The organism is Streptomyces sp. URMC 127 (genome assembly GCF_051386535.1).
Taxonomy (GTDB): Bacteria; Actinomycetota; Actinomycetes; order Streptomycetales; family Streptomycetaceae; genus Streptomyces.
Window position 1 is genome coordinate 46,547 of the sequence record NZ_JBPQTW010000022.1, and the last position, 12,648, is coordinate 59,194.

Annotated in this window: 13 protein-coding genes; 10 read left to right on the forward strand and 3 right to left on the reverse strand. The window is 73.6% G+C overall.

Annotation, left to right across the window (positions count from 1 at the left end; genetic code table 11):
• Nucleotides 1-38: 38 nt before the first annotated feature.
• Nucleotides 39-1,835 (reverse strand): AMP-dependent synthetase/ligase, encoded by a 1,797-nt coding sequence (locus ACSNOH_RS08165; protein ID WP_436720543.1) that lies wholly within the window; start codon nucleotides 1,833-1,835, stop codon nucleotides 39-41.
• A gap of 292 nt (nucleotides 1,836-2,127) precedes the next feature.
• On the opposite strand from ACSNOH_RS08165, the gene ACSNOH_RS08170 reads away from it, so the two are divergent.
• From ACSNOH_RS08170 to ACSNOH_RS08195, 6 genes are all read left to right on the forward strand, one after another.
• The gene (locus tag ACSNOH_RS08170) at nucleotides 2,128-2,889 is read left to right on the forward strand and encodes a metallophosphoesterase family protein (protein ID WP_436720544.1); all 762 of its coding nucleotides are present in this window, start codon (nucleotides 2,128-2,130) and stop codon (nucleotides 2,887-2,889) included.
• 68 nt (nucleotides 2,890-2,957) lie between these two features.
• A complete protein-coding gene (locus tag ACSNOH_RS08175) occupies nucleotides 2,958-3,407 on the forward strand; it encodes an SRPBCC family protein (protein ID WP_436720545.1) in 450 nt (149 codons plus the stop codon).
• Between the two features lie 99 nt (nucleotides 3,408-3,506).
• Nucleotides 3,507-4,835: an ArsA family ATPase gene (locus ACSNOH_RS08180; protein WP_436720546.1), complete on the forward strand. Its 1,329-nt coding sequence runs from the start codon at nucleotides 3,507-3,509 to the stop codon at nucleotides 4,833-4,835.
• A 95-nt stretch (nucleotides 4,836-4,930) separates the two neighbouring features.
• The gene (locus ACSNOH_RS08185; protein WP_436720547.1) at nucleotides 4,931-5,392 is read left to right on the forward strand and encodes a DUF5304 domain-containing protein; all 462 of its coding nucleotides are present in this window, start codon (nucleotides 4,931-4,933) and stop codon (nucleotides 5,390-5,392) included.
• A gap of 57 nt (nucleotides 5,393-5,449) precedes the next feature.
• Nucleotides 5,450-6,391, forward strand: a complete 942-nt coding sequence (locus tag ACSNOH_RS08190) for an ROK family glucokinase (protein WP_302860117.1) — start codon at nucleotides 5,450-5,452, stop codon at nucleotides 6,389-6,391.
• A 197-nt stretch (nucleotides 6,392-6,588) separates the two neighbouring features.
• Nucleotides 6,589-7,365 carry an endonuclease/exonuclease/phosphatase family protein gene (locus ACSNOH_RS08195; protein WP_436720548.1) on the forward strand — a complete coding sequence of 259 codons (777 nt, stop codon included), beginning with the start codon at nucleotides 6,589-6,591 and terminating at the stop codon, nucleotides 7,363-7,365.
• Between the two features lie 63 nt (nucleotides 7,366-7,428).
• Here the strand turns inward: ACSNOH_RS08195 and ACSNOH_RS08200 are convergent, their stop codons facing one another.
• Together ACSNOH_RS08200 and ACSNOH_RS08205 are read right to left on the reverse strand one after the other, a co-directional pair.
• Nucleotides 7,429-7,989 (reverse strand): hypothetical protein, encoded by a 561-nt coding sequence (locus ACSNOH_RS08200; RefSeq protein WP_436720549.1) that lies wholly within the window; start codon nucleotides 7,987-7,989, stop codon nucleotides 7,429-7,431.
• The gene (locus ACSNOH_RS08205; RefSeq protein ID WP_436720550.1) at nucleotides 7,982-8,761 is read right to left on the reverse strand and encodes an alpha/beta hydrolase; all 780 of its coding nucleotides are present in this window, start codon (nucleotides 8,759-8,761) and stop codon (nucleotides 7,982-7,984) included. The genes ACSNOH_RS08200 and ACSNOH_RS08205 overlap by 8 nt, the downstream gene beginning before the upstream one ends.
• A 137-nt stretch (nucleotides 8,762-8,898) precedes the next feature.
• On the opposite strand from ACSNOH_RS08205, the gene ACSNOH_RS08210 reads away from it, so the two are divergent.
• The 4 genes from ACSNOH_RS08210 to ACSNOH_RS08225 all read left to right on the forward strand — a co-directional run.
• Nucleotides 8,899-9,657, forward strand: a complete 759-nt coding sequence (locus tag ACSNOH_RS08210; RefSeq protein WP_436720551.1) for a lysophospholipid acyltransferase family protein — start codon at nucleotides 8,899-8,901, stop codon at nucleotides 9,655-9,657.
• A gap of 73 nt (nucleotides 9,658-9,730) precedes the next feature.
• A complete protein-coding gene (macS, locus tag ACSNOH_RS08215) occupies nucleotides 9,731-10,939 on the forward strand; it encodes a MacS family sensor histidine kinase (protein WP_436720552.1) in 1,209 nt (402 codons plus the stop codon).
• A 162-nt stretch (nucleotides 10,940-11,101) separates the two neighbouring features.
• Nucleotides 11,102-11,746, forward strand: a complete 645-nt coding sequence (locus ACSNOH_RS08220) for a response regulator (RefSeq protein ID WP_436720555.1) — start codon at nucleotides 11,102-11,104, stop codon at nucleotides 11,744-11,746.
• A 48-nt stretch (nucleotides 11,747-11,794) separates the two neighbouring features.
• A partial coding sequence (locus tag ACSNOH_RS08225; protein WP_436720553.1) for a 6-phosphofructokinase occupies nucleotides 11,795-12,648 on the forward strand: 854 nt, incomplete at its 3' end.

The following is a 12,648-nucleotide window of genomic DNA, read 5'->3' on the forward strand; positions in this document are numbered from 1 at the left end:
GCGACCGCGGCCACCGGAAGCCCGGTGGCCGCCCCGCGCTACGCGCGGTAGATCGCCTCGATCTCGTCCGCGAAGTCCTTCGCCACCACGTTCCGCTTCAGCTTCAGCGACGGCGTCACGTGTCCCGACGCCTCCGTGAACTGCGCGGGCAGGATGCGGAACTTGCGCACCGACTCCGCCTTCGACACCGCCGCGTTGCCGTCGTCGACGGCCTTCTGCACGTCCGCCAGCAGGTCGGGGTCCTCGGCCAGCTCGGCCGGCGTCGTCCCGGCCGGCTTGCCGTGGTCGGCGAGCCAGCGCGGCAGGAAGTCCTCGTCGAGGGTGATGAGCGCGCCGACGAAGGGGCGGGCGTCACCGACGACCATGCACTCGGCGATCAGGGCGTGGGCCCGGATGCGGTCCTCGATCACGGCCGGGGCGACGTTCTTGCCGCCCGCGGTGACGATGATCTCCTTCTTGCGGCCGGTGATCGTGAGGTAGCCGTCCTCGTCGAGCGTGCCGAGGTCGCCGGTGTGGAACCAGGCGTCGGACATCGCCTCCTCGGTGGCCGCCTCGTTGTTCCAGTAGCCCTGGAAGAGGTGCTCGCCGTGCAGCAGCACCTCGCCGTCGTCGGCGATGCGCACCACCGAGCCGGGCAGCGGCTGCCCGACCGTGCCGATCTTCGGCCGGTCCCAGGGGTTGAACGCGGTCGCGGCGCAGGACTCGGTCAGGCCGTAGCCCTCCAGGACGGTGAAGCCGATGCCGCGGTAGAAGTGGCCCAGGCGCTCGCCCAGCGGCCCGCCGCCGGAGATGGCGTGGGTCGCCCGGCCGCCGAGGACCGCCCGCAGCTTGCCGTAGACGAGCTTGTCGAAGACGGCGTGCTTCAGGCGCAGGCCGAGGCCCGGCCCGGAGGGGGCGTCCAGGGCGCGGCTGTAGGCGATGGCGGTGTCCGCGGCCTTGTCGAAGATCTTGCCCTTGCCGTCGGCCTGGGCCTTGGCGCGGGCGCCGTTGTAGACCTTCTCGAAGACGCGGGGCACGCCCAGGATCAGGGTCGGGCGGAAGGAGGCGAGCTCGTCCGTCAGGTTGCGGATGTCGGGCACGCAGCCCAGGCGGATCGGCGCGAGCATCGCGGAGATCTCCACCAGGCGCCCGAAGACGTGGGCGGTGGGGAGGAAGAGCAGGACGGACGAGTCGCCCGTGTTGAACAGCGGCTTGAGCCGCTCCACGGCGTTGCCGCACTCGGCGAAGAACGCGCGGTGGGTCAGGACGCAGCCCTTGGGGCGGCCCGTGGTGCCGGAGGTGTAGACGATGGTCGCGGGCGAGTCGGCGTTCGCGAGGGCGCTGCGCTCGTCGACCTCCTCGTCGGTGACGCCGGCGCCGGCCTCGCGCAGCCGCTCGACGGCGCCGGCCTCGATCTGCCAGACGTGGGCGAGCTCGGGCAGCCGGTCCTTCACGGACTCGACGGCCGCCTCGTGGGCGGCGCTCTCGACGATGCAGCCGACCGCGCCGGAGTCGCTGAGGATCCACTGGATCTGCTCGGCCGAGCTGGTCTCGTACACCGGCACGGTCACGCCGCCGGCGCTCCAGATCGCGAAGTCCAGCAGCGTCCACTCGTAGCGGGTGCGGGACATCAGCGCGACCCGGTCGCCCGGCCGCACACCGGAGGCGATCAGGCCCTTGGCGGCCGTGCGGACCTCGGCGAGGAAGGCGGCGGCGGTGACGTCCTCCCAGCGGTTGCCGGCCTTGCGGCCTATGACGACGACATCGGGGCGCTGCGCGGCGTTGCGGCGGATCAGATCCGTCAGGTTTCCGTCCGCAGGGACCTCATAGAGGGCCGGAAGGCTGAACTCGCGCAAGACTGCTGCTCCTCGTCGGGCGCCGGCGCCGCCGCGTCTTCGAGGGGCGCTGCTCGGCTGCGGTCCATGATCAGGCAAGGGGGGTAGTGGACTGCCCGGACGTTACCCACCAGTACGGCTTTCGAATAGGGGGCTGCGCCCAGATGTTCTCTGCGTCACATGCCGCGGGACTGCTCCGACGCACCCTAGCCCCTCCGTTCGGTGACCCGGAAGTAACCACCGGCGTAACCGCAGGTCGCAGCCCTACCGGAGGCCCGGCCGCAGCGCCTAGGGTGATCCGTATGGAGGCGCTATGAGGGTTCACGTGGTCAGCGACGTGCACGGCAACAGCACGGCTCTCGCACGGGCGGGCGAGGGCGCCGACGCCCTGGTCTGCCTGGGCGACCTGGTCCTCTTCCTCGACTACGCGGACCACTCGCGCGGCATCTTCCCCGAGCTCTTCGGCGTGGAGAACGCCGACCGGATCGTCGAGCTGCGCACCGCCCGCCGCTTCGCCGAGGCCCGCGAGCTCGCCCGCAGCCTGTGGCACGGCATGGACCGGGACGCCGCGATCGAGGGCGCCGTCCGCAAGCAGTACGCCGAGCTCTTCGCCGCCTTCCCCGCCCCCACGTACGCCACCTACGGAAACGTCGACATTCCCCGGCTGTGGCCGGAATTCGCGCAGGACGGCACGACCGTCCTCGACGGCGAGCGCGTCGAGATCGGCGGTCTCGTCTTCGGCTTCGTCGGCGGCGGCCTCCCCTCGCCCATGCGCACGCCGTACGAGGTCTCCGAGGAGGAGTACGCGGCCAAGGTCGCGGCCCTCGGCCACGTCGACGTGCTCTGCTCGCACATCCCTCCCGACGTGCCCGAACTCTGCTACGACACCGTCGCCCGGCGCTTCGAGCGCGGCAGCGCGGCCCTCCTTAACGCCATCCGCGCCACCTCGCCCCGCTACGCGCTCTTCGGCCACGTCCACCAGCCGCTGGCCCGACGGATGCGGATCGGGGCGACGGAATGCGTCAACGTCGGCCACTTCGCCTCCACGGGCACACCCTGGGTGCTGGAGTGGTGACGGGCAGCGCGAGGTAGCCTTCAGCGGCAGACACCCAGGCGGCGGACCGGTACGGAGGAGCCACGGAGATGGCGGAACACACGAGCTCGAGCATCACGATCGAGGCGACCCCTGCCGAGGTGATGGCCGTGATCGCCGACTTCGGCCGCTATGCCGAGTGGACCGGCGAGGTCAAGCAGGCCGAGGTGCTGGAGACGGACGAGCAGGGCCGCGCCACGCAGGTGCGCCTCGTGCTGGACGCGGGCGCCATCAAGGACGACCACGTCCTCGCCTACGAGTGGCCCGAGCCGAACGTGGTCAAGTGGTCGCTGGTCAAGTCGCAGATGCTGCGCCAGATCGACGGCTCCTACAGCCTCGCCCCGGTCGCCGGCGGCAAGCACACCGAGGTCACCTACCGGCTCACCGTCGACGTCAAGATCCCCATGCTCGGGATGATCAAGCGCAAGGCGGAGAAGGTCATCATCGACCGCGCCCTCGACGGCCTCAAGAAGCGCGTCGAGAGCGGCGCCGCTTCCTGACCCCGGGGCATTCCCGTTCCCGGCGCCGGGAGCGTTCCCGGCCCCGGGTGCGCACCGGCCGCTCCCGTACGCGCTACGTCACCGCTGGAGGCTCCCCCCTTGCGCACGGTCCTCGTCACCGGTCCCGGCGGCGCGGGCCGCACCACCGCCGCGGCGGCCACGGCTCTGGCCGCGGCGCGCGAGGGGCGGCGCGTCCTGCTCCTGACGGCCGACCGCGGCCCCGCCCCGGAAGCCGTGCTCGGCACCGCTCTGCCCGCGCCCAAGCCGGGTGACGCCGCGCTCTGGGGACCGCCGGCCGAGGCCGCGCCCGGGCTGCACGCCGCCCGCATCGCCACCGGCGAGCACTTCCAGGACCGCGCCCGCGACCTGCAGGAGCGCGGCGCCTCCCTCTTCGACCTGCTCGGCGCGACCCCGCTCGACCCCGAGGAGCTCACCGAGCTGCCCGGCGCCGAGCCCCTCGCGCTCCTCACCGCCCTGCGAGCCGCGCACGAGGAGCGCGCCTGGGACCTGCTCGTCGCCGACATGCCGCCCCTGCACGCCACGGTCCGGCTGCTCGGCCTGCCCGAACAGCTGCGCCGCTACCTGCGCCGGCTGCTGCCCGCCGAGCGGCAGGCCGCCCGCGCCCTGCGCCCGATGCTCGCCCAGCTCGCCGGCGTGCCCATGCCCGCCCAGCGGCTGTACGAGACCGCCGAGCGCTGGGAGGCCGAGCTCGCCGCCGTCCAGGACGTCCTCGAAGAGGACGGCACGACCGTGCGGCTCGTCGCCGAACCCGGCCCCCTCGCCGTCGCCGAACTGCGCCTGGCCCGCGCCGCGCTCGCCCTCCAGGGCTGCCGCGTCGACGCCCTCGTCGCCAACCGGCTCCTGCCCGGAGCCGACGGCGGCAGCTCTCCCGCCGCCCCCGGCGATCCCTGGCTCGCCGGTCTCGTCGCCGAGCAGCTCGACGCCCGCAAGACCCTGCACGAGGAGTTCCTCACCGACGGCGTCACCGTCTGCGAGCTGCCGCACCTCGGGCGGGCCCCGCGCGGCGCGCACGACCTCGCCGAGCTCTCCCTCGCCGCCCGTTCGACCACCATCGGGGGCGGAAACGGTTCCGCCGGCGGCGTCGGGGTCATACCCGGCGGCGGCCTCACCGACGAGCTCGACGGCTGGCAGGGCACCGGCAGCGCCGACGGCGACCGGACCGTCGAGGACCGCCTCGCCACCGACGGCGTGCTGCTGTGGCGCCTCCCCCTGCCCGGCGCGCGCCGCGACGAGCTCGACCTCCTGCGCCGCGGCGACGAACTCATCGTCGGCATCGGCCCCTTCCGCCGCGTCCTGCCCCTGCCCTCCGCGCTGCGCCGCTGCACCGTCTCGGGCGCCGGACTGCGGGACGGGGCACTGTGCGTGCGCTTCACCCCCGACCCGGATCTCTGGCCGAGGCCCGCCTGAACGGCACTGCCCCGAACAGCACTGCCCTGAACGGCACCCTGCCGTTCGGGTAACGTCGGAGGAAACCCCTGTCGCAGGAGCCAGGAGCCGCTGCCATGAGCGACCACACCGAGCGCCCCGCACCCGAGGCGGCGCCCGACCCCGATGCCTGGGAGCAGGCCTGCGCCGAGGACCTCGCGGCGGAGCGCGCCCGCCGCCGCGCGCAGGCGGGCCCGCCGCCCGGCAGCGCCGCCGAGGAGCTGCGCAAGCTCGTCGACGCCGTCGCCGGCAAGGTCTCCGGCATCCAGCTGCCCGGCGGCGGCACCGCACAGGGCGTCGTCCAGCAGGTCATCGCCCAGGCCAAGGCCGTCGTCGAACCCGTCATCGAGCGCAACCCCGACGTCTTCGACCACCTCGCCTCCGCCGGCTCCGAACTCCTGGCCGCCTACCGCGCCGCCGTCCAGGGCCAGGAGGCCCGCTGGACGCGCGAGGAGCCCCCGCGCGGCCCCGGACGGCCCGCCGGCCCCCGCGACGACGACGGGGGCAAGGGCGGGAGCGAGCGCATCGACCTCGACTGATCTCCGGCTCCGGTACGGTGGGTCGCGGCGGGGTTCGAGCGAAAAACTGAGGGACACATGGGACTCACCATCGGCGTCGACATCGGCGGCACGAAGATCGCGGCCGGTGTGGTCGACGAAGCGGGCAGCATCCTCGCGACGTGCAAGGTGCCGACCCCGCCGACCCCCGAGGGCGTCATCGACGCCATCGCGGACGCGGTGCGCACGGTCAGCGAGGGCTTCGAGGTCGAGGCCGTCGGCATCGGCGCCGCGGGCTACGTGGACGACAAGCGGGCCACCGTCCTCTTCGCCCCGAACATCAACTGGCGCCACGAGGCGCTCAAGGACAAGGTCGAGCAGCGCGTCGGCCTCCCCGTCGTCGTCGAGAACGACGCCAACGCCGCGGCCTGGGGCGAGTACCGCTTCGGCGCCGGCCAGGGCCACGACGACGTCATCTGCATCACGCTGGGCACCGGCCTCGGCGGCGGCATCATCATCGGCAACAAGCTGCGGCGCGGGCGCTTCGGCGTGGCCGCCGAGTTCGGCCACATCCGGGTCGTGCCGGACGGCCTGCTCTGCGGCTGCGGCAGCCAGGGCTGCTGGGAGCAGTACGCCTCCGGGCGCGCGCTCGTCCGCTACGCCAAGCAGCGCGCCAACGCCACCCCGGAGAACGCCGCGATCCTGCTGGGCCTCGGCGACGGCACGGTCGAGGGCATCGAGGGCAAGCACATCAGCGCCGCGGCCCGGCAGGGCGACCCGGTCGCCATCGACTCCTTCCGCGAGCTGGCCCGCTGGGCGGGCGCGGGCCTGGCCGACCTGGCCTCGCTCTTCGACCCCTCCGCGTTCATCGTCGGCGGCGGCGTCTCGGACGAGGGCGACCTCGTCCTCGACCCCATCCGCAAGTCCTTCAAGCGCTGGCTGATCGGCGGCCAGTGGCGCCCGCACGCGCAGGTGTTGGCCGCCCAGCTGGGCGGCAAGGCGGGCCTGGTCGGCGCGGCGGACCTGGCCCGGCAGGGGTAACCCCGCGGTCCGGGGTGCCCCCGCTGCCGGGGGTGCCCCCGTTTCCGTCCGCCGCCGGGCGTTCTTCTCCGCCGCAGCGGACATCCACCACGACGGCGCACGCCGGCGGTGCCGAACCCGGCTCACGTGGATTCGGCACCGCCGGACACCGCCGTCCCGCGTCCCGCCGTCGCGGCGGAGAGAGGTGACGGAGCGGAATGGGTTCACAAGCCGGAACGGGCGCGACCCTGCCGGATCTTCCGGCGTCCCGGACGGAGCCCGACGGCTCCGTCGTCGTCCGCGTCCTCAGCTACAACATCCGCTCCATGCGCGACGACGTCGCGGCCCTCGCCCGGGTGATCCGGGCCTGCCGGCCCGACGTCGTCTGCGTTCAGGAGGCGCCCCGGTTCTTCCGCTGGCGCAAGGCCGCCGCCCGCCTCGCCCGCACCTCCGGGCTCGTCCACGTCACCGGCGGCGCCACCGCCTCCGGCCCCATGATCCTCTCCTCGCTCCGCGCCCACGTGGAGCGCACCGAGGACGTCCTGCTGCCCCGTACCCCCGGCCTTCACCAGCGCGGCTTCGCGACCGCCGTGCTGCGGTTCGGCCGGGCCCGGCTGGGCGTGCTCAGCTGTCACCTGAGCATCAAGGACTGGGAGCGCTACGAGCAGGGCCGGCTGCTCCTCGACCGGCTGGCCGCCCTGGACGTGCCGTACGCCGTCGCCGCGGGCGACCTCAACGACCGGCCCGACGGCCGCACCTTCGGCCTGCTCGCGGACGCCCTGCAGGACGGCTGGGCGACGAAGCCGTGGGGGCGGGAGCACACCACCCGGCTGGGTGATCCGCTGCAGCGGATCGACGCGGTCTTCGCGACGGAGGGGGTGGAGGTGCTGGGGTGCGGGGTGCCGATGGGGCTGCCCGGGGTCTCGGAGCGGGACCTCCGGGCGGCCACGGATCACCTGCCGGTGCTGGCGGCTTTGCGGGTGCCGGGCGCGTAGCACGGGGCTCCGCCCCGGACCCCGGTCCTCAATCGCCGGACGGCTCTATTTTTTTTCTGAGCCCTAAACGACCGCTCCGCGGCCCGGGTCGTCGTCCTCGTCGTCGCCGTCCTTCATCCGCAGGACGAGCGTCGCGAAGCCGCCCAGGAAGCCGCCGATCCCGATGGTGGTGAGCCACCACGTGAGCGGCTGCTGCAGCAGCACCATGACCAGGAGCAGCAGCGGGCCGCCCAGCACGGCGATCCAGGCGAAGCGGGCCGTGACGTCGCCGGTGGGCAGCGGCGGCGGCTCGGGCGGGACGAAGTGGCCCTCGTCGTCCGCGTCCGCCTCGACCGCCTCGTCGTCGGGCGTCTCGGGCGTGCTCCAGTCGCGGGGGCCGACGCCCGGGGCGTAGACGATGAAGCTGCCCGGCGGCTCCTCCCGCGAGGGGGACGGCGCCGGGGGCGCGTCCTTCCCCGCCCCGGTCTCGCCGCCTTCGGCGGGCGCGGCGTCGTCGCCCGTGGCGGGCCAGCGGCCCTTCTCCGGGTCGGGCTGTTCCCCGTAGGAGGCGACGAGCTCCGCCCAGGCCGCGTCCTCGTCGAGCGGGTCGCGGCTCTCGTCGCGGCCGGCGTCACGCTCAGCCACGGGCGGCCGTCCCCTCCTGGGAGCCGACGCCGGAGAGCCGGCCGATGAACGCGTAGGTGTCCGCGAAGATGCGCTCCGCGTCGTGGTCGAGGGTGGCCACGTGGTAGCTGTGCTCCAGCAGCCGCTCGGTGACGTCCCGCGAGGAGACCCGGGCCAGGATGCGGGCCGAGTCGGCGGGCGGGACGATGTGGTCCTCGGGGCTGTGCATGAGCAGCAACGGCTGGGTCACCTGGGGAAGTTCGGCGTCGACCAGCCGGAAGAAGCGGCGCAGCGAGTGCGCGGCGTGCAGCGGCACCCGGTCGTAGCCGACCTCCTCGCAGCCCGGCTTGGCGATGTCGCTGGCGATGCCCTTGGTGGAGCGCACGAAGTGGCGCACGACGGGCAGCGCCCGCGCGGCGACGCCGTGGACCTTGTTGCCGGGGTTGACGAGGACGACGCCGCTGACCGCGTCGCCGTGGCGGGCCGCGAGCCGCAGGGCCAGGGCCCCGCCCATCGACAGGCCGCACACGAAGACCTGCGAGCAGCGCTCGCGCAGCTCCCGCAGCGCGTGGTCGACCTCCGCGTACCAGTCCTGCCAGCCGGTGAGCTGCATGTCCTGCCAGCGGGTGCCGTGCCCCGGCAGCAGCGGCAGCGAGACGCTCAGGCCCCGCTCCGCCAGATGGTCCGCCCAGGGCCGCACGGACTGCGGGGAACCGGTGAAGCCGTGACACACGAGGACGCCTACCTCTCCGCCTTCGTGGCGGAACGGCTCGGCTCCGGGGAGGAGCGGCACCGGGATCTCCGATCGGGGATGCGGGGGCTGGGGGAGGGCACAGGAGGACACAGGTGGTCCGGTCCTCAGCGTACGCGGAGCGCCGCACGGCGGGTAGGCAGGTTAAGGTCTCCTCGTCACACACAGGAGGTTCTCGGTTGTTCTACGGCGCTATGAAGGTGTCCATCGGCGGGTCGCTGAAGCTTGCCTTCCGGCCGTGGGTGGAGGGCCTGGAGAACATCCCGGCCGAGGGGCCCGCGATCCTCGCGAGCAACCACCTGTCGTTCTCGGACTCCTTCTTCCTCCCGGCGGTCCTGGACCGCAAGGTCACGTTCATCGCGAAGCAGGAGTACTTCACCTCCCCCGGAGTCAAGGGAAAGCTGACGGCGGCGTTCTTCAAGGGCGTCGGCCAGCTGCCCGTGGACCGTTCGGGTGCCCGCGGCGCGGGTGAGGCCGCGGTCAAGAGCGGCCTGGAGGTGCTGGCGCGCGGCGAGCTGTTCGGCATCTACCCGGAGGGCACGCGCTCTCCCGACGGCCGCCTCTACCGGGGCAAGCCCGGCGGGCTCGCCCGGGTGGCCCTGCTGTCCGGGGCGCCGGTCATCCCCGTCGCCATGATCGACACCGAGAAGGTGCAGCCCCCGGGCAAGGTGCTGCCCAAGATGGTGCGCCCGGGCATCCGGATCGGCGAGCCGCTGGACTTCAGCCGCTACCACGGCATGGACGGCGACCGCTTCATCCTGCGCTCGGTGACCGACGAGGTCATGTACAAGATCATGGAGCTGTCGGGCCAGGAGTACGTGGACATCTACGCGACCGCCGCCAAGCGGCAGATCGCGGACGAGGCGAAGCGGAAGGCCGAGGAGGAGAAGGCGGCCAAGGCCGCCGGGCTCGACAAGGGCGACCGGAGCGGCGAGTAGCGGGGACGGCGACGGCGGAGACAGCGGGTAAACGGCAGCCGGTGCGCGGGGCGCACGGCTCGGGGGTTGGTCGATGACACCGCGCAGTGGGAAGCCGCGCGTCGTACGGATGTCGGTGGAGCTGCCGCTGTGGCGCGCGCTGACCGGATACCGCATCCTGACGCTCTGCTACGCCCTGGCCCTCTTCGCCGTCAACTACCACGAGTACGCACATCCGCTCGGCGGCGCCCTCTACCTGGGCGTACTCACCGCGTGGATGGCGCTCACCTGGAACCGGACCTCGGCGCCGGAGCGCTGCACGAAGCGGTTCCTCGTCACCGACCTGGCCCTCGCGCTCGCCGGAATCCTCGTCACCGCCGCCGTCGACACCCCGGCGCGGATCGACGGGGGCGCGGCCACCCTGCCGTCCATCTGGACCGGCGGCGCCGTACTGGGCCTGGCCATCAAGGGCGGCTGGCGCTGGGCGGCCGTGGGCTCCACGCTCGTGGCCGCCGCCAACCTCGCCGAGCGCGGCAGCCCCGCCCGGGACACCGTCCACAACGTGCTCCTGGTGTGCATCTCCAGCATCGCCATCGGCTACATCGTCGAGGTCGCCCGCGCCAGTGAGCGCACCCTCGCCCGCGCCCTGCGCATCGAGGCCGCAACCCGCGAGCGCGAACGGCTCGCCCGTGACATCCACGACAGCGTCCTGCAGGTGCTGGCCATGGTGCAGCGGCGCGGTGCCGCGCTCGGCGGCGAGGCGGCCGAGCTCGGCCGGATGGCGGGCGAGCAGGAGATCGCGCTGCGTACCCTGGTCGCCGGGGGCCTGCTGCCCCCGCAGCGCTCCGCCGAGGAGCTCGCCGGGGACGCGGCGCCGGCCGGCGCCGCACCGGACGCCCCCCGCATTCCCTCCGGCCCCATCGACGTGGGCGCCCTGCTCGCCCCGCACGCGGGCGCCGACGTCTCGTTCGCCGGGCCGGGCACGCCGGTCCTGCTGGAGGCGGCCGCGGCCGCGGAGCTCGCCGCGGCCGTCGGCGCGGCCCTGGACAACGTGCGCAAGCACGCGGGCGAGGGGGCGCGGGCCTGGATCCTGCTGGAGGACGAGCCCGGCGAGGTGATCGTCACCGTCCGGGACGACGGCCCCGGCATCCCCGAGGGCCGCCTCGCGGATGCCGAACGGGAGGGCCGCATGGGCGTCGCCCTGTCCATCCGCGGCCGCCTGCGCGACCTGGGGGGCAGCGCCGAGCTGCTGTCCGTCCCGGGCCAGGGCACGGAAGTCGAGCTGAAGGTCCCCAAGAAGTGAAGGTCCCCAAGAAGTGAAGATCCCGGAGGACCGAAGGCCCAAGGAACCGAAGGTCCCACGGGGGAACGGGAAAGAAGAGCGATGAGCGACACCGCAGACACCGCAGGCGCGGCAGAGACCGCAGGCACGGCAGAGACCGCAGCGCAGCAGCCGGTCAAGGTCATGGTCGTCGACGACCACCCCATGTGGCGCGACGCCGTGGCCCGCGACCTGGCCGCCGCCGGCCACGACGTCGTGGCGACCGCGGGCGACGGCCCCGAAGCCGTCCGCCGCGCCAAGGCCGCCCGCCCCGACGTCCTCGTCCTCGACCTCAACCTGCCCGGCCTGCCGGGCGTGGCCGTGTGCAAGGAGCTGGTCGGGGAGAACCCCGCCCTGCGCGTCCTCGTGCTGTCCGCCAGCGGCGAGCACGCCGACGTCCTGGAGGCCGTGAAGTCCGGCGCCACCGGCTACCTGCTGAAGTCCGCCAGCACGCAGGAGCTCGTCGACGCCGTGCGCCGCACCGCCGCCGGCGACCCCGTCTTCACCCCCGGCCTGGCCGGGCTGGTCCTCGGCGAGTACCGGCGGCTGGCCGCCGACCCCGCCCCGGCCGCGCCCGACGAGCCCAAGGCGCCCCGGCTCACCGACCGCGAGACCGAGGTGCTGCGCCTCGTCGCCAAGGGCCTGTCGTACAAGCAGATTGCCGAGCGTCTGGTTATTTCCCACCGCACGGTGCAGAACCATGTGCAGAACACCTTGGGCAAGCTCCAGTTGCACAACCGCGTGGAGCTCGTGCGCTACGCGATAGAGCGAGGTCTCGACGACGCCTGACCGCGCACTCCGGCCGCGGCCGGCGTCCTCCGGCTGAAGGAGAGTGTCATGCGGATCGGAGTGCTGACCGGCGGCGGCGACTGCCCCGGCCTCAACGCGGTCATCCGTGCCGTCGTCCGCAAGGGCGTCCAGGACCATTCCTACGAGTTCATCGGCTACCGGGACGGCTGGCGCGGCCTCCTCCAGGGCGCCGCCTCCCGGCTCGACATCCCCGCCGTGCGCGGCATCCTCCCGCGCGGCGGCACCGTGCTCGGCTCCTCGCGCACCAACCCCTTCAAGGAGCCCGGCGGCGTCCGGCGGATCCGCGAGAACCTCGCCGCGGACGAGGTCGACGCCCTCGTCGCCATCGGCGGCGAGGACACACTCGGCGTCGCCGCCCTGCTCTGGGCCGAGCACGGCATCCCCTGCGTCGGCGTCCCGAAGACCATCGACAACGACCTCTCCGCCACCGACTACACCTTCGGCTTCGACACGGCGGTCGGCATCGCCACCGAGGCCATCGACCGGCTGCACACCACCGCCGAGTCCCACATGCGCGTCCTCGTCGTCGAGGTCATGGGCCGGCACGCCGGCTGGATCGCCCTGCACTCCGGGCTCGCCGGCGGCGCCAACGTCATCCTCATCCCCGAGCAGCGCTTCGACCTCGACGAGGTCTGCGGCTGGGTCACGTCCCGCTTCCGCGCCAGCTACGCCCCGATCGTCGTCGTCGCGGAGGGCGCGATGCCCAAGGACGGCGACCTCGTCCTGAAGGACGGCACGTCGCACGACGCCTTCGGGCACGTACGGCTGTCCGGGGTCGGGGAGTGGCTCGCCAAGGAGATCGAGAGGCGCACCGGCAAGGAGGCCCGCACCACCGTCCTGGGCCACGTCCAGCGCGGGGGCACGCCCAGCGCGTTCGACCG